This window comes from Chondrinema litorale (assembly GCF_026250525.1).
In the GTDB taxonomy this organism is placed as follows: Bacteria; Bacteroidota; Bacteroidia; order Cytophagales; family Flammeovirgaceae; genus Chondrinema; species Chondrinema litorale.
In genome coordinates, this window is sequence record NZ_CP111043.1 from 3457982 (window position 1) to 3474849 (window position 16868).

The following is a 16868-nucleotide window of genomic DNA, read 5'->3' on the forward strand; positions in this document are numbered from 1 at the left end:
AATAGCCACAAAAACCCAGTTTCTGTAGAGTTTCCATTTACTGCTCTTTCCATTATCGCAGTTACAGTTTTCACAACATTGTTTCATGTTATTCTGATTTAAGTGTTTCTTTAACCTCACCGCAGGTGAGCATCATGTCTCCATAATATGGGTTGCGAACTTCTTTATTTTGGCTTAACCAGTAAGCGCCGTTGTTGTTATCTGCCATTGGGCAGTATTGCACAAATAGGTTTTCTTCTCCGCCAAAAGCTTTTCTTAAAGCAATTATAGCTTGAGATAATTCAATAAAATACTTGCGTTGGGCATCTATATTTTTTGCTTGGTTAATAGCTTTGCTATGTTTTATAATGATACTTTTTTGCTTCTTCAAGTATTCATCAGCTTCGGCTGAATTAACAGATGCAAGACCTTCAATTAACTTGAGCATTTGTGCATTATGTTTTTTTGCTAATTCGTATTCAGAAGTAACCAGTGCATTTTTTAGCTCAAAGTATTCATTTAAGAACTCTTCTTGCTTCTTTTTAAATTCCGGTTTGGTACTATCAGAAAAATCTGGCATTTCCATGTCTATCATATGATGTTCGTGTGATGCATTTTTTACCATTACATCTCTGTTCATCATGCTGCCTTTGTTGTTGAGTTGTGCGGCAGCATCTACCGTAAAAGTACCATTTGTTACCACTTCATCACCTGCTTTTAAGCCATCTAATATTTCATAAGCATCTTCTAAAGCTAAACCCAATGTAACTTCTCTGGCTTCAAAAGTAGGAACTTGCGCATCGGTAATGCTTACATAAACCAAAGAGCGTTTTCCTGTCCACATAACAGCAGAACGAGGAACGGTAAGCATTTGGGTGGTTTTTGAGCCATTATTGCTTTTGGCAACTAGCTTACCTCTGGCATACATTTCTGGTTTTAACTGCCTACCAATGTTACTAACTTCTGTTCTAACAGTAGCAATGCGACTGTCTTTTGCAATAATCGGATCAATAAAAGTGATTTTAGATTTAAAGGTTTTATCAGCAATGCCATTCACTGTAAACTCAATCTCATCTCCTACATGAATAAATGGTAATTCGCTTTCATAAACTTCAAACTCTACCCAGAGGTGAGACAAATCGCTAATTGTCATCATTACTTCACCTTCCATTAAATGGTCGCCCAAAGAGACTTTGAGCTCTTTTACTACTCCCGAAAAGTTTGACTTAATCGGGAAAGTGGTAATTATTTCTTTGCTGCTTTCAATCTTGGCGATTTGTTCGTCGCTTAGTTTCCACCTTCTTAGTTTCTCTCTAGCAGATTCTATAATTTCTGGTTGGTTTTTAAAAAGCTTGTGGCTTTCTAATAATTCTTGTTGCGCACTCACCAGAGGAGGAGAATACAAAGTGGCAATGGTTTGGCCTTTGCTTACATAATCTCCTTTAAAGTTGACCGCCAGATTTTCTATTCTGCCAGCAAAATGTGCAGTTTGACTATAAATTTTACGCTCATCTTCCTGTACTGTTCCATTCAGCAAAATGCTTTTATTGCTTTCACCATTACTCGCCTCAGTACCCACAGTAGTGGTTTGTATATTGGCGAGGTTTACAGCTTGCGCAGTCATTTGTAGTCTTATGGGACTATCATCTGTAGCACTCAAATCACTTTTAGGGATTAAATCCATTCCGCAAATCGGACATTTACCCGGTTCTGGTAGGTTAATTTGAGGGTGCATAGAACAAGTCCAAGAACTAGCTGAGCTTGTATTTTCACCAGTTGAGTGGTTATGTTCCATTTCATTATTAGAACTGAAAAACAACCAACCGAGTAGCAGCCCGACAAGCAAACTTACTACTACAAGTATATTTTTAGATTGAATAATATTTTTAAATTTTTCCATGAGTCTCTGATTAAATCGGTTCTCAAATCTCATTATCCAGACTGATGTAGCCTGTTGTTATTTTTTTTATATCAGGGCTTTCAACTTTAGTCCAAGTAAACCAAATATTGTTGCCTAGCTTTTCCATTATCGGAAAACCAGATGAGCGAGCTGCTGAAGTGTCTATCAAGTCTGTTTGCCAAAGCACGCCATTTTCTCTGTCTACTTCTGCAAGCTTAATGGATGCATTGTCTCCTTTAGTTTCTAGCCAGCTTACCCAAGCTGTATTTTCATTCACTAACACTACATCTACTCTGCCAAGTGGTTGGTGCTCGCTAATGATAAAAGGAGGTTCAAACGCATTGCCTTTTTCGTTGAAGAAAGCCACTTTTACCTTAGCCTCACCTTCAGGTGCACTAAACCAGCTTACCGCAACAGATTTGTTGAGAGATGCTATAGCAGGACCATTTACAGGACATCCACTAATCTTCCATTTATCTGTAAAAACAGCTTTGGGTTTAGACCATTTTCTGCCTGTTTTTTTCATAAAATAGATGTCTCTAATCTCGTTTTCTGTTCTGTCTCTATAAACCACAAATGTTCCTAAATCACTTTGTGTTAGATCAGTCTGGCAGCAATCGCAGATACGATCATCTAGCAGCATTTCGTCTGAAATTGTACCTGTGCTATCGAAAGCCGCAGTTCGTAATGTCATGGCGCCACCGTTAGCTACAGAGTCATCTTTGGTAAAGCGGCCATCGAGCCAAACAGCCATCATTTTATCTTTTTGAGGCATCATACTTACAAAGCCATATTCTGCTGGCAATGTATCAATATGTGGTATAAAAGGTGTTTTCCAGTTCACCCCACCAGAATCTGAAACACTAATGTTTACATTATAATCGTAGGTACCTTCGTTGCTTTTAGCTAACCAGTGCGAAGCCATCCATCCATCTGGACTTACAGCCAATGTGGGGAAATCTGCCCAGTTTACAAACCAGTTGTTTCCTTTAGAAATGGTTTGCGGATTTTGCCAACGGTTATTTTTGAGTAGGGCAAACTTGAGAAAATTGGTTTCACTATTTTCAGTAGATTCTGTTTCAATCCAGCTTAGGTATAGGTTTTCATTATTGCTAAAGAAATTAGGAGTTTGAGAAGAAACAGTATTTATAGGCACTTCAATTAAATTGATTTGTGTCTCTTTTCCTTTACTCATCTTGTTTTCTTTATTACAACTGAATAGCGCTAAAGCCAGAACTGATATAATTAGAAATTTCTTCATGATATTGATTACAATGAAAATAGTTTAGTTAGCATCTCTGGATTATCCCAAGTAGCAGCCCCAGTATGCTGATAAATCAGCTCGCCATCTTCATTAAAGATGAGTGTATGAGGCAGTGCTGAAGCTCCCAGTTTTGTTACAGGAGTTTGAATCTGTATAAGGTCTAATCCAAAATCTTTACTACTAGCAAATTTCTTAATTTCATCAATACTTTCTTCAGAAGCAGCAAGAAAGATATAATTATCATTCTTTAATTCTTCTGCAGCGCTTTTAATTGAAGGCATTTCTTGAATACAAGGCCTGCAATTGGTTGCCCATAAATTGAGAAATACTTTTTTGCCTTCCAGTTCTTTTGGTGATATAACTTTTCCATTTAAATCAACCAATTTGAGGTCTGACAAATGTTGCTCAACTTGGTTTTCGTTACTACATGAAAAAGCTAATCCAGCTAGTAAGCTCAAGAAAAACCAATGTTTGGCAATCTTGATTTTTGTAATTGAATAATAGGTTTTTAATAGATCAGGGTTCATCGTGTTTATTTAATTATTAAACAATTTATAATCTTTCAATTCCACAAAGTTGTTGCAGTTTTGCTTTGGCTACAGCCAGTTGAACTGATAGCTTTGCTTTGTCTAGATCGAGTTTGATTTTAGCCAACTTAACAGTCAGAATTTCATTATAACCAGCTTCAGTATTGCTATAGCGACTAGTTGTAAGTCTTTCTATTTGTGATAAAGTTTCCTGCTGTTCTTGTATCAGTTTTAGATTTCTATCAGCATTTTTATATTCAGTCCAAGCTTTGGCAATTTCTGCTTCTAGTTGATTGATAAAAGCTTCATAATCTGATTGTTTGCTTTCTTTTTTCAGAACTACTTCTTGCTGTTGAGCCTGATATTTTTCTTTGTTGAAAATTGGAATACTCACACTCACCATCGGCATTAAAATATCTCTACCGTTATTTTCTGGATTCGCATCCGTTCTTTGTCCTAAAATGCCATAGTCTAAACCAGTACCAATTTTAGCTTTGCTATCTTGCTTGGCTACACTAAAAGCCTTGTCTTCCACAGAAACATCTTGTAGCATGGCAAAAGCTTTTGGGTTACTATTTCTCGCTGAACCTTGTAAAACTTCAAGTGTAAAAAGTAAAGGTGAAGTCTGTAATGTATCAGCTACTGAAAGTTGAATTTGCTGGTTTTGAGAAGGTCTTTGTCCAGTTTTTTCAGAAAGTAAAATATAGTTGCTCGAAAGATCAGCTTTCAGGTTTTGAATAGCAGTTTCATTCTCTCTGATATCCATTTGTAATTTGAGTACTTCCGAAAGATTCTGCAAATCATTTTTATAAGCTTCCAAAGCGATGTTTTCCATACTTTTCTGAATTTCAAGCATGTTTTTTCTCAAACTGATTTGCTGAGAAATGCCATAGATTTCATAATACAGCTTTCTAACATCGAAGAACAAATCGTTTTTTAATGATTCGAATTTAGCATACTCAAGCGCTGCCTGTTGAGAAGCAAGGTCTTTTCTCGCTTTTAAAGTACCAAACCAAGGAAACTGTTGATTTACAGAAAGCTTTACCCTTTGTGGACCTAATCGGGTTTCTACAGGCAATATAAAATAACCCAGAGAAACACTCGGATCGGGAAGTGCTGCTGCTTGTGGCACTCTTTCTAAACTTGCCTGCCATCTTTTATAACCCGCTTGTAAAGCCGGATGATTATCTGCTGCTTGTCGGAGATAGTTTTCAAGTTTTACATCTTGCGCCATTAAACTTGATTGAATGCAAGCAAATAGCAACAAACAAATAACTGAGCTTCTATATCTCATTTTAAGGATCGATATTTTGATGAAGTTAAACATTGATACCTCCTTTTTTTAATTGATATTCTGCTCTCCAAGCATATAAAACCGGTACAACAAACAAGGTGATTAAAGCGACCAACATTCCACCAAAAGAAGGGATAGCCATTGGAATCATAATATCCGAACCTCTACCAGTTGAGGTAATTACTGGAAGTAATGCCAATAGGGTAGTGGCTGAGGTCATTAATGCAGGTCTCACTCTTTTAAGTGCGCCATCTAACACGGCTTTTCTCACTTCTTCTTTATTTTCAGGTTTTACCTTTTGAAATGATTGTTGCAAATAAGTCGCAATTAAAACTCCATCGTCAGTAGCGATGCCAAACAAGGCGATAAAACCAACCCAAACAGCTACACTCAGGTTAATGGTTTTTACCTGAAACATTTCTCTGAGATTGATTCCAAAGAGATCGAAGTTTAAGAACCAGTCGGTGCCATATAGCCAGATTAATAGAAATGCTCCTGAGAATGCGACTGCAATACCTGTAAACACCATGATTGAAGTAATGAGCGAGCGGAATTGGAAATAGAGAATCAACAAAATAATGAGCAAACACAGAGGAATCACAATTGAGAGTCTTTTAGATGCTCTCAACTGATTCTCGTAACTTCCAGAGAAGCGATAACTCACACCGTTCGGTACATCTAAGTTTCCATTATCTATGTTTTGCTGTAAATAATCGCGTGCAGCTTCAACTACCTCTACCTCAGAATAACCCGTATTTTTGTCGAATAAAACATAGCCAGTGAGGAAAGTGTCTTCACTTTTAATCATCTGTGGCCCTTGTGCATAATGGAAGGTTGCCACTTCTGATAATGGAATGTTTTGTCCATTTGGTAATGGAATAAATATTTGTTCCAAAGCATCTGGCGTATTTCTTAACTCTCTCGCATAGCGTACTCTAATTGCATAGCGCTCTCTACCTTCTACAGTAGAAGTTTGCGGAATGCCACCAATGGCCGTTTCAATGATTTGTTGAATTGCTTGAATGCTTAAGCCATAGCGAGCAGCATTGTTTCTGTCTATATCGATTTCTAAATACGGTTTGCCAACAATTCTTTCGGCAAAAACAGCTTGTGCTTTTACCGAAGGCACTTCTTTGAGTAACTTTTCCAGTTCTAAACCAAAAGCTTCAATCGTATTTAAATCAGGTCCTTTAATCTTAATTCCCATAGGTGCGCGCATACCTGTTTGCAGCATAACCAATCGAGTTTCGATAGGCTGCAATTTAGGTGCAGAGGTAACTCCGGGAATACTGGTGGCTTTCACAATTTCTTGCCATATATCGTCTGGTGATTGAATGTGTGATCTCCATTGCCTGAAATACTGCCCATTTTCATCAGGAATGAGTTGATTTACATCTGTGTATAAAGCTTTGTTTTTATCAATACTACTGGTAGTACCATCTTCATTTTTAATAATGAAATTACCTTCATCATCCGTTTTGTATCTGATTCTTCTGCCATCTCCATCAGTGAGGTATTCGCTTTTGTATTGAATTACATTCTCGTACATAGACATAGGAGCAGGGTCTAAAGCTGAATTAACTCTACCTGCTTTACCTACTACCGATTTAACTTCTGGAATTGCAGTTACTGCCATATCTAGCATTTGTAGTACAGCTTTGTTTTCTGCAATGCCAGCATGCGGCATAGAAGTCGGCATCAATAGAAAAGCACCTTCATCTAGTGCAGGCATAAATTCTGCACCCACACCCGGAAATGTGTGATTTAAGCTCGAATAGAATGAAGTAGTTCTCAAGTTCCATCCTGCTTTTTTAGACACATTGGCGATTCCACTAAAAATACTATCGAAGCCGAGCCAGATCATAGCACCTAAAAGCACTAAAAATCCGGGAATAAAAATGAATGATTTTTTATTTGCTAAAGCCCAGGAAAGTAGTCTTGGATAAAAATACCTGAACAAAGAAAATGAGCCAAGTAATAGCGCAATCACCAAAATTGTAAAGAGGTAATTGCTCATGTTTTCACCCGGAAATCCTGAAATATTTACACCCAATGGCATCCAGCTTTTAGCTAGTAGCCAAGCAACTGCTAGTACAATTAAGATACTATCAACTCGCTTTTTAGAATATTGATTGAATCTTGTTGAAAGGTATTTTTCTGCCAGTGCTTTTGCTCCCAAAGCAAGAAGAATCAAACTTAACCACAGTGCAACCTGAGAAGTGAAATGTAGAATCAGGATTACGAATCCAGCAAATACTAATACATAAGGCATTAATTTTCTTTGCTGAGCTTTTTTTACAGATTGGTTACTGCTGAATAAGAAATAAGCAAATGTTGGCAGTATAATCAAGGTGATAAAAACTGCTGCCAATAGGGCAAAAGTCTTAGTAAACGCAAGTGGCGTAAACAGTTTGCCTTCTGATGCCTGCAACGTAAATACAGGAATAAAACTGATAATTGTTGTTGCTACAGCGGTAATAATTGCACTCGATACTTCTGCACTGGCTTCATAAACTACTTCTAATAAACTGTTTGATTTGCCACTGCTTTTCCAGTTTTCAAGGTGTTTGAGTAGGTTTTCAGTTAGGATGATTCCCACATCTACCAAGGTGCCAATGGCAATAGCAATTCCCGAAAGCGAAACAATGTTGGCATCTACTCCTGCATAATACATACAGATAAATACCATTAACACAGCCAGTGGCAATAAACCAGAGATTAATATGGAAACCCTGAGGTTCAGTACCATCATTACCACAACAATAATAGTAATGAGTACTTCGAGGCTAAGAGCTTCTTCTAAAGTGCCCAGAGTTTCCTGAATTAGCTCACTTCTATCGTAATATGGCACAATGTGTAATTGTGAGACGGTACCATCTTCCAATGTTTTTTGTGGAAGTCCGGGGGCAACTTCAGCAATCTTTTCTTTAACTCCTTCAATCACTTGCATCGGGTTTGCGCCGTAGCGTGAGATTACCACACCGCCAACAACTTCGGCTCCAGACTTATCTAGAATGCCTCTGCGTTCTGCCGGACCAAAACTGATATGGGCAATGTCTTTGAGTCTTACAGGACTATTGCCTTTCAACTTCACCACAGTTTCTTCTAAATCTTCCAGCGATTTTATGTAGCCCAAGCCTCTTACAAAGTATTCGGCACGGTTAATTTCTAGCGTACTGGCACCTACATCAAGATTGCTGGCTTTTACAGCTTTAATCACATCAGGCAAAGTAACTTGTCTTGCCTGCATGGCATCAGGCATTAAATCTACCTGATACTCTTTTAAGTAGCCGCCAATAGATGCCACTTCAGAAACTCCTTCTGCGGCGTTTAATGCATATTTAACCTGAAACTCTTGTATAGTTCTGAGTTCTTGCAAATCCCAGCCACCAGTGGTAGCTCCTGTGCTGTCTCTGCCTTCGAGTGTATACCAAAATATTTGTCCTAAAGCTGTAGCATCTGGCCCTAAAGCCGGCTGCACATTTTCGGGCAAAGTACCTGAAGGAAGCGAATTGAGCTTTTCTAAAATTCGACTTCTGCTCCAATAAAATTCTATGTCTTCTTCAAAAATCAGATAGATGCTAGAAAAGCCGAAAAGCGATGAGCTTCTAATGCTTTTTACACCGGGAATACCCAATAAAACTGATGTTAAAGGGTAGGTTATCTGATCTTCAATGTCTTTAGGCGATCTCCCTGCCCAGCGGGTAAATACTATTTGTTGGTTTTCTCCAATGTCTGGTATGGCATCTACTGCCACCGGTTCTTTGGGAAACCAGCTGAGCGTTTCGTTTGATGAGTTAAATGGTGCGTGCATCCATCCCCAGCCAATAAAAAGCAAGGTAAGCAGCACGGTAACTAAGCGGTTTTCGAGAAAAAACCTGATAATTTTGTTAATCATAAATTTGATATATGATGAAACAAACAGAATAAATTGTCTGGCAGCAAAAGCTTAGTTTATTAGCTAGATGCCAGAGTTTATAGCATGTTCATCAGTATATCAAATAAGGAAAGATTGTATCAAGACGGGGATGTCTCGAAATAGAAGGGGAGGTTTATAAGCTAGAAAAGTTGTTTGCTGCTCCGGCTCGTAGAGAATAAATCTAAAAACAGGAACAGGGTTGTAAGCGATTAGGTGATTAGTAAATGCAGGGAATTTAAAATCAAACTGAGCTTTTTGGAAATCGTCTTCCAGTTGAATAGTTTGAGTTTCGTTGTGGCAACAATCGCTTTTTTTATCCTTTTTCATTCCACCACAGCAAGCTTCAGAAGTTTGAGTAAGCAAGGTTACTTTCTGAAGAAGTTCTCCACAAAAATGCTTGTCTATGGAAACTCCGATAGAAGCAACCATAAAGTTAAAAGCAAGGGCGATATGGATAAACCTGCGTGGCATGTTGCAAATATACAATCAATAACTGTTTAAGTGTAATTGCTGTTCCTTAAATGATTAATTTTTTAAGGAAAATTAAGGGTTGGGGGCATTTCTTCTATAAAAGGTTTCCTTGTTATTGGGATGGTTTGCTCTTAATTTTAACTAAGTTTTAATTTGTATTAAGTCAGAAAACATGAGTATACCTCTGAGTGAGTTCGAAAATTATATTGATGAAGTAATTCTTGAGCGTGGTTTATCATACTTTGAAAAAGGTTATATAGAAGAGTGTGAAGAAGTGAGTATAGGAGAATATGAGGCGATTGTAAAAGGGACTGAAAATTATGTGGTGAACCTAAAAATAAATAATGAAGAAATAACAGATTATAGATGTGATTGTCCTTATGATATGGGGCCTGTTTGTAAGCATATTGCAGCAGTTATTTTTTATTTAAACGCAGATAAATTAGAAATTCCTAACAAGAAGAAGCCGCAAAAAAGAAAGACTAAAAAGGTTAAGTCACTTAAGCAGCAGGTTGATGACCTACTCAAAAAGATTGATGAAGACGAGTTAAAGAATTTTATTCGAGATAAGTCTGCACAGAATAAAACATTTAGAGATATTTTTTTAGCTGAGTTTGCTGCATATAATTCTGAGGAGTCTAAAGAGCTTTATGTAAAACAAGTTAAAGCAATTCTCAATTCTGGTAAAGACAGGTATGGCTTTATTGGGTGGGCATCAATGAATCAAGTATCTAATGCTGTTAATAATCTATTAATTACAGCACAGAGACAAGTGCAAAATAAAAATTATAAAAGTGCTATCTTCATTTGTACTGCAGTTATGGAACAAATGATGGCAGCTGTTCAGTATGCTGATGATAGTAGAGGTGGTATTGGAGATAGTATAGAGAATGGGTTACAGATTTTATATGACATTTCTGCAGGTCAAACAGATGAAAAAACAAGAAAGTTGTTGATCGATTATTGTTTTACAACTTTTGAGGAGAAAGTATTTGAAGGATGGGATTGGCACTTGTCTATTTTACAACTTGCTTCAGATTTACTAAAGACTGATGAGGAAGTTAATCTGATTTTTAAGCTAATTGATAATGTTAAGGGTAGTAAGTATGATCATGAAGCATCTCAAGTAATAAAATATGAAATTATATTAAAGACTCAAGGAGAAGTGGCAGCAGAGCAATATTTAGACTTAAATATTACCAATTCAGATTTGCGTAAAGTAGCTATAGATTTAGCCGTTAATAAAGGTGATTTTGAAAGGGTAAAAATGCTCGCTAATGATGGGATTACGAATGATAAAGGTAAGTTGCCAGGCTTAGTAAATTTATGGTATGACTGTTTGCTCACAATAGCACAAAAAGAAGATGACCAAGAAAAAGTAATTGAATATGCACGATATTTATTAATAGACAACTTAAATCAAGGGCAAGATTATTATCGCATATTGAAGCAATATGTAAGTCCTGAGCAATGGAATTTTTTTGTAGAAGAATTAGTCCGCGATATTTCTAAAAGTAAGCATTGGGCAGGTTTAAGTATGACTGCTATTATTTTTATAGAAGAGCAATGGTGGGATAGGCTTTTGACTTTAGTAAAACAATCGAAGGATCTTAAAACCATTGAACACTATGAAAAATATTTAAAAGAAGATTATTCTGATGAATTAATAACATTTTATGCTGATGCAGTAATTGAGAGCATGAAATACAGCCAAGGTAGAAGTAGTTACAGAACAGCTTGCAAGTATATAAGGCGAATGATTAAACTTGGAGGAAGAGAAAAGGCAAATGAAATTATTGGCTTTTTAAGGAATGAATATCCCCAAAGAAGAGCGTTGATGGACGAACTTAATAAAGTATAGATATAATGAGTTGGAGAGCAGATCAGGTATATTTTAATTACAATCAGAGATTAATACGAAATTGCTGTTCCTTAAATGATTAATTTTTTAAGGAAAATTAAGGATTGGGGTATATTAACATTGAAATAAATACTTGTTTTTAGGGTAATTGCCGATTAGTTTTAGAACTAGAAAGTAAAATAAAACTCTCATAATATAGTAAAATGGCCTTTGTTTATATCATTCTAGGAATAATAGTGGTTTTTGTAGCTTTGACATTTTGGAAAAAATATACTAGGTCAAAAGATATTATTACTGTTGAAAATCCTAAAATATTAATTGCATCCTTAGAAGGTGATCAAGAGGATTTACAACTAGCTAAAGAAGATCAAAATATATACTCAAGCACATTTAAGAAGATAGATAATAAAATTATTGATAATACTGATGAACTTTTAAGTTTAGCTGAAAGTAGCTTTTATGATGTTATCCATTTAATTGTAAACGTGGAAGAAGGGAAGTTAAGAGATAAAAATAATAACTCAATTGAACTTAGGGATTTAATTATTAAGGCTCAAAATGGAAAAACTACATATGTTTTATTAGCAAAAGGAAATGATCATACTAATTATATGGAAGGGATGGAAGGTGAAAGTTTTGCTGTAAATTTAGTAATGACAGTTGATAGAAAAGGGAAAGATTTTATTACTTTTTTTAAATCTTTGTTTGAGAAAATTAATTCAGGTAAACCAATGCCAATTGCTTGGCATGAACTAGCGCCTCAGATTCCAAATGCTAATCACGAACATGTTCCTGGAACATTATGTGCAATGGGTGCCGGAAATGTAATTTTAAGGGAAATAGACTCTTAATTGGATAAGATAAGAATATTAAAAAAGCCCATCGATGAGATATTAATATCTCCCTCCACAAAAATTATCTCAGAATTAGCTTTATGTTCAATGTTGTATTACTTTAACTGCTATAATGAAGCAGTATCAATTTCTATTATTTTTAAGTTTTTTGATTTTGACAAGTTGTAAGGATTCAGCAAATATAGATTCTGGTGTTTTTGCAACTGATGAGATTCCACAAGAATTACCCATTCCATTTAAGCCTGAACTAGTTCCAGATAATTACTTGATCCACAGAGGAGTTTTTTCTAATGATTTGGAAGAATACTATTTTACCATATCAGATAGTGCCTTTGCTAACTTTTCAATTAAAGTCAACAAAAGATTGATGGTAGATGGTCTGAGCCAGAAGATGCTTTTTTCAATAGCCAATACAGCGACCATGGGATGAGTTTCTTACCTGATGGGAATAAATTAGTTTTTAGTTCGGCACGCCCAGTTGAAAGAGATGGGGTTGTAGAAACTTGGCACCTTTGGCAGTGTGTAAAGCAAAATGGTAAATGGACAAAACCTGAGTTTATAGATATTCCGAACTTAAGAACTAAACTCGTTTCACATCCTACCTTAACAGAAGATGGAACACTCTATTTCCATTCAAGTGAATTGGACTATTCAGATATGGCAATTTATTCTGCTAATCTGGTTTCGGGCAAATATGAAGATGCTAAGAAGTTGGACTTTCAAAACATGCCACTAAGCGATTTTTGCACCCCTTATATTTCATCAGATGGGCAGTATTTGTTATTTGCTAAAGTTGGAGAAAGTCTGGAATTATTTGTTTGTAACAAGAAAGGTGAAAATGAATGGTCACTCCCCAGTAAACTTCCAGATGCAATAAACCAAGCTGGTCAAGGAAACCCTTATTTAACTCCTGATAACAAATACCTGTTTTTTGCAGCAGAAAATGAAAATAGGTGGGATGTAAAATGGGTAAGTACAAAATCCTTTTTAAAGGAATAATAAATAATTTCTTTTCTTCACTCTCCACAAAAATCATTGATTTGTTTTAGGTTTGAGCTATGAAGTGGATCAAGCTTATATTAAAATTTCTGGGTGGATTGCTGGCTATAATTGTAATATTTCTTGCCTTTAGCATCCAACCGATTAAAGAGATAGACTATCATGAGAAACCTGCTTACCAAAAAGCACAGGAGTTCATCAGTAATATGCAATGGCAACCAACCCAAGATACTACCACTGATTTTATGGTGGGTTGGGCGGCTGAAAACATTATGCCTAATGAAGTAAGCCCAATGGCTGGTTATCGCTATCGAGGAGCTTGGGAGTCGGTTCACGATTCTTTGTATTGCCGCACTTTTGTTTTGGAAAAAGGAGCTGCTAAAGCGGCTTTGGTAGAAGTCGATTTACTTATTTTTCCTCCATCAGTCACCACACTGCTAGAAGAGAAACTGAAAAATACTGATTGGAAAATTGAAGAGCTTTACCTTTCTGCTTCGCACACACATAGTGGAGTGGGTAATTGGGCAAATGGCTTGTATAGCTTATTTGTTTCTGGTGGTTATGATGAGGCTTATACAGAATCTATTGCTAATAAAATTCTAGCTTCGATAGAAAAAGCGTATAAAAGCAGAAAGAAAAGCCAGATGGGATTTACTCAGTTTTCGGTTCCTGAATTTGTAAAAAACAGAGTAAATAATGAGGGAAGAGTGAATGATAAGGTAGAGATTATCAAGTTTGTGAGAGAAGATAGTACTAAAGCCGCATTGGTTAGTTATACAGCTCATCCAACAACTATTAGCAGCAGATACCTTTCAATCAGTAATGATTATCCTTCTTTTTTGATGAAGAATTTGAACGAAAGTGCTACGATAGATTTTGCTGCATATTTTGCCGGTCCAGTCGGTAGCCATGGTCCAGAAGGGCAAAAAGGAGGAAAAGACGAATGGTTTAATTTACCAGAAATTATAGGTAATGGCTTAGCTAAACATGTATTGCAAACTTATGATAGCATTGAAGTTCATTCACCTGAAAGTCTGAAAATAGAAAAGGTATCTTTAGATTTAGAAGATTTACATATGCGTATTTCTGAGGGATTGAGAACCAGACATTGGCTTTTTGAGTCCATTACAGAACATCAAGATATAAACATCAGCATTTTGCAAATAGGGAACTTAACTATGCTAGGTACACCTTGCGATTTTTCTGGTGAACTAGCAGACCAACTGGAAGCACAATTACCAGTAGGGGAGCATCTAATGATTAATAGTTTTAATGGTGCTTATGTGGGTTACATTACTCCAGACGAGTATTATACCACAATTAAAAGTTCTGAGACTAGAGAAATGAATTGGGTTGGCCCGCAAGATGGCAGTCTTATGATAGATATTATGTCGGCAATTCTCAGTAAGACAAGCAAATAAACTACTTGTCTTCTGATTGATTTTGCTGGTCTTTTAGTATTTTAATTTCCTTTTGGAGTTCTTCTTCTTTTATTAAGAATTCCTTTTTAGCAGTTTCTAGCTCTTCAACATATTGTTGCATAATCTTTTCACTTTCCTGCATTTGTAGAGCTCTCGTTTCTGTAGTTTCTAGCAAATGTCTGGTTTGCTCATTTATATGATTATTAGCAATAGTATTAGCAATAGTATCTGCGGCTTGTTCTAGAAACTCTATTTTATATTTTGGTAATTCTTTAAAAGTTGCAAGCTCTATAATTCCATTAATCTTATCATTGTGTTTGAGCGGAATTACTACTAAAAAACGTGGTGGGCTATCACCTAAACCCGAGCTGATATTCAGGTAGTTTTTAGGTAATTTATTTAAATAGGTGGTTTTACCTTCTAGAAAAGTTTGTCCTAAAACGCCAAAACCTGCTTTAATTTTTTGCTGTACAAATTTTTCTCTGTTAAATGCATAGCAAGATTCTAGCATCAAATAGGTGTCATCACCTTCTTTTTCTGCTACGTAGATTCCACCAATACTAGCATTTACATATTTTGCCAGAAATGAAATTAGCTTGAAAGCTATATCTTCAAAAGCATCATTATTTTTTAATATAGCTAACAACTGTTGTTGGCCATCGTTTCTCCATCTCCTTTTCTTAGAAGCATCAGTGGTCTCAAACAGAGAGGTACGCATGGTTAGTAAAGCATGCCCCAGTATATCGTGTTCTCCTCTTGGTTTTAAAGATACTTTAAAGTTTCCCTCACCTATATTTTTAGAAAACTCTGCAAGCTCGTATTGAGACTTTATTAAATCAGATAAAGCATTATTAATTTCAGAAACCTCATCCTGCCCTTCTGAAATAGTTAATTCAGGTAGTTCTCCATTAGCAACTCTTTTGATCAATTCTTTTATTTTGATCATTGGGTTTGCAATAGATTTAGATAAATTTCTACTCACATATAGGAGAATACCAATAATGATTATTTCTATAATAATTAAAAGATCTCTGATTTTGCGACTATACTCAAATGCTTCGTAGGTTTCTATTTCAGCAACTATTCCCCAGTTAAGGCCTAATAAATTAATAGTGGTAAACGAGCTCAAAACTTCTTTACCTAAATAGTTTAAATCTATACTAATTCCAGTTTCTCCTTGAATTGCTGCTTTTGAAGCTTTTGTATTCACTGGCTGAAGCAAAATTGCTGTGTTCATAGAATCAATTCTATTGATCGTTTGTGAATCCAAGGCTGCTGCATATAAATCTTCAAGGTACTCTTCTTTATCTTCCTGAAACTTTCTTGGCAAAGACCTTAACTTCATGTCGCTGCCTACAACATAACATTCACCTGTTTTGCCCTGACCTTCTTTTTCCCAGCTTTTATCACCAGTCATAATATTGTTAATCTGGTTTACAGGCATCTGAAAAATAAGCACACCTATTTTTTTGCCATTTTTAAATATGGGCGAGGCAATAAAAGATGCCGGTGCTGAATATGACGGTAGGTATTCATCGAAATCAACTAATTCTATTAATCCTTTTTCTGGTGCTGTATTCACCTTTCTAAATACTTTACCCAAATTAGTTTGTGCATAAGGTCCAGTAATTAAATTGGTAGCGTAATCTACTTCTTTAAAAACAGTGTATACAATATCGCCTTCTGTATTTACCAGAAAAATATCGTAGAAGTCGAATTGTTTAAGGTAATTGCTAATAATAGGGTGGTATTTCGCATGTACATTGCTATAACTAGATGTATCTGTAGGCGCATGAACTAATTTTTCTTTCTTGCCTGTTGGGAATGCATTTGCTGAAATATAATGGTATTGTAAGTATTTGGTGATGTCTTCTCTTGGTAGAAAATAGTCAACAAAGGCATCTTTTAGCAAATTAGCATTTAGTTTGGGCAGAAACTCAAACTCGTAGTAGTCTTTCACACTTTTGCTCAGAACCTGCGTGCTACCGGGCATGAGTTCATCAGATAGCTCCTTAAAGGTTTTATCAAAATCACTCATAGCATTGATCACAGTTATACCTTCAGACTTGGTAATAACCTGGCTTTCAATGTGATCAAAGTAGTCCTCTAAATTTCTTTTCTTACTTTCTTTAATAGAAGTAAGATGATTAAAAGTGAGTGACTTTAATTGCTTTTTACTGGTTAAATAACCAAATGTAGCCATAATCAACATAATTGCTATTGAAGAAATTAGGATTACAGCATTTATTTTTTTGTTAAGTTTCCAGTAATTTGTATTAAAAATGAACAAAGCTTTAATTATTTTAAAAAGTAACTTTTTTAAAAGTAGTTTACCCTTTTTATTAACTATTATCACCTCTAATTCTTATAAAAAGACTG

Annotated in this window: 12 protein-coding genes; 5 read left to right on the forward strand and 7 right to left on the reverse strand. The window is 35.8% G+C overall.

Annotated elements, in window-relative coordinates:
- Positions 1-88 precede the first annotated feature (88 nt).
- The 6 genes from OQ292_RS14245 to OQ292_RS14270 form a co-directional block, all read right to left on the reverse strand.
- Positions 89-1879 (reverse strand): efflux RND transporter periplasmic adaptor subunit, encoded by a 1791-nt coding sequence (locus OQ292_RS14245; RefSeq protein WP_284682808.1) that lies wholly within the window; start codon positions 1877-1879, stop codon positions 89-91.
- Between the two features lie 22 nt (positions 1880-1901).
- Entirely contained in the window at positions 1902-3140 is a 1239-nt protein-coding gene (locus tag OQ292_RS14250) for an exo-alpha-sialidase (protein WP_284682809.1), read from the reverse strand.
- An 8-nt stretch (positions 3141-3148) separates the two neighbouring features.
- The gene (locus tag OQ292_RS14255; protein ID WP_284682810.1) at positions 3149-3670 is read right to left on the reverse strand and encodes a TlpA family protein disulfide reductase; all 522 of its coding nucleotides are present in this window, start codon (positions 3668-3670) and stop codon (positions 3149-3151) included.
- Positions 3671-3695: 25 nt separating this feature from the next.
- The gene (locus OQ292_RS14260; RefSeq protein ID WP_284682811.1) at positions 3696-4964 is read right to left on the reverse strand and encodes a TolC family protein; all 1269 of its coding nucleotides are present in this window, start codon (positions 4962-4964) and stop codon (positions 3696-3698) included.
- A gap of 25 nt (positions 4965-4989) precedes the next feature.
- Positions 4990-8862 carry an efflux RND transporter permease subunit gene (locus OQ292_RS14265; RefSeq protein WP_284682812.1) on the reverse strand — a complete coding sequence of 1291 codons (3873 nt, stop codon included), beginning with the start codon at positions 8860-8862 and terminating at the stop codon, positions 4990-4992.
- Between the two features lie 99 nt (positions 8863-8961).
- Positions 8962-9354, reverse strand: a complete 393-nt coding sequence (locus OQ292_RS14270) for an HYC_CC_PP family protein (RefSeq protein ID WP_284682813.1) — start codon at positions 9352-9354, stop codon at positions 8962-8964.
- Between the two features lie 172 nt (positions 9355-9526).
- On the opposite strand from OQ292_RS14270, the gene OQ292_RS14275 reads away from it, so the two are divergent.
- The 5 genes from OQ292_RS14275 to OQ292_RS14295 all read left to right on the forward strand — a co-directional run bounded on the left by OQ292_RS14275 (position 9527) and on the right by OQ292_RS14295 (position 14489).
- Entirely contained in the window at positions 9527-11215 is a 1689-nt protein-coding gene (locus OQ292_RS14275) for an SWIM zinc finger family protein (RefSeq protein WP_284682814.1), read from the forward strand.
- Between the two features lie 203 nt (positions 11216-11418).
- Positions 11419-12066, forward strand: a complete 648-nt coding sequence (locus OQ292_RS14280; protein WP_284682815.1) for a hypothetical protein — start codon at positions 11419-11421, stop codon at positions 12064-12066.
- A gap of 157 nt (positions 12067-12223) precedes the next feature.
- Positions 12224-12499, forward strand: coding sequence for a hypothetical protein (locus OQ292_RS14285; RefSeq protein ID WP_284682816.1), 276 nt, complete (start codon positions 12224-12226; stop codon positions 12497-12499).
- Entirely contained in the window at positions 12496-13068 is a 573-nt protein-coding gene (locus tag OQ292_RS14290; protein ID WP_284682817.1) for a TolB family protein, read from the forward strand. The genes OQ292_RS14285 and OQ292_RS14290 overlap by 4 nt, the downstream gene beginning before the upstream one ends.
- A gap of 59 nt (positions 13069-13127) precedes the next feature.
- A complete protein-coding gene (locus OQ292_RS14295) occupies positions 13128-14489 on the forward strand; it encodes a neutral/alkaline non-lysosomal ceramidase N-terminal domain-containing protein (RefSeq protein WP_284682818.1) in 1362 nt (453 codons plus the stop codon).
- 1 nt (position 14490) lies between these two features.
- Here OQ292_RS14295 and OQ292_RS14300 read toward each other — a convergent pair whose 3' ends face one another.
- Entirely contained in the window at positions 14491-16692 is a 2202-nt protein-coding gene (locus OQ292_RS14300; RefSeq protein ID WP_284682819.1) for a GAF domain-containing protein, read from the reverse strand.
- Between the last annotated feature and the right edge of the window lie 176 nt (positions 16693-16868).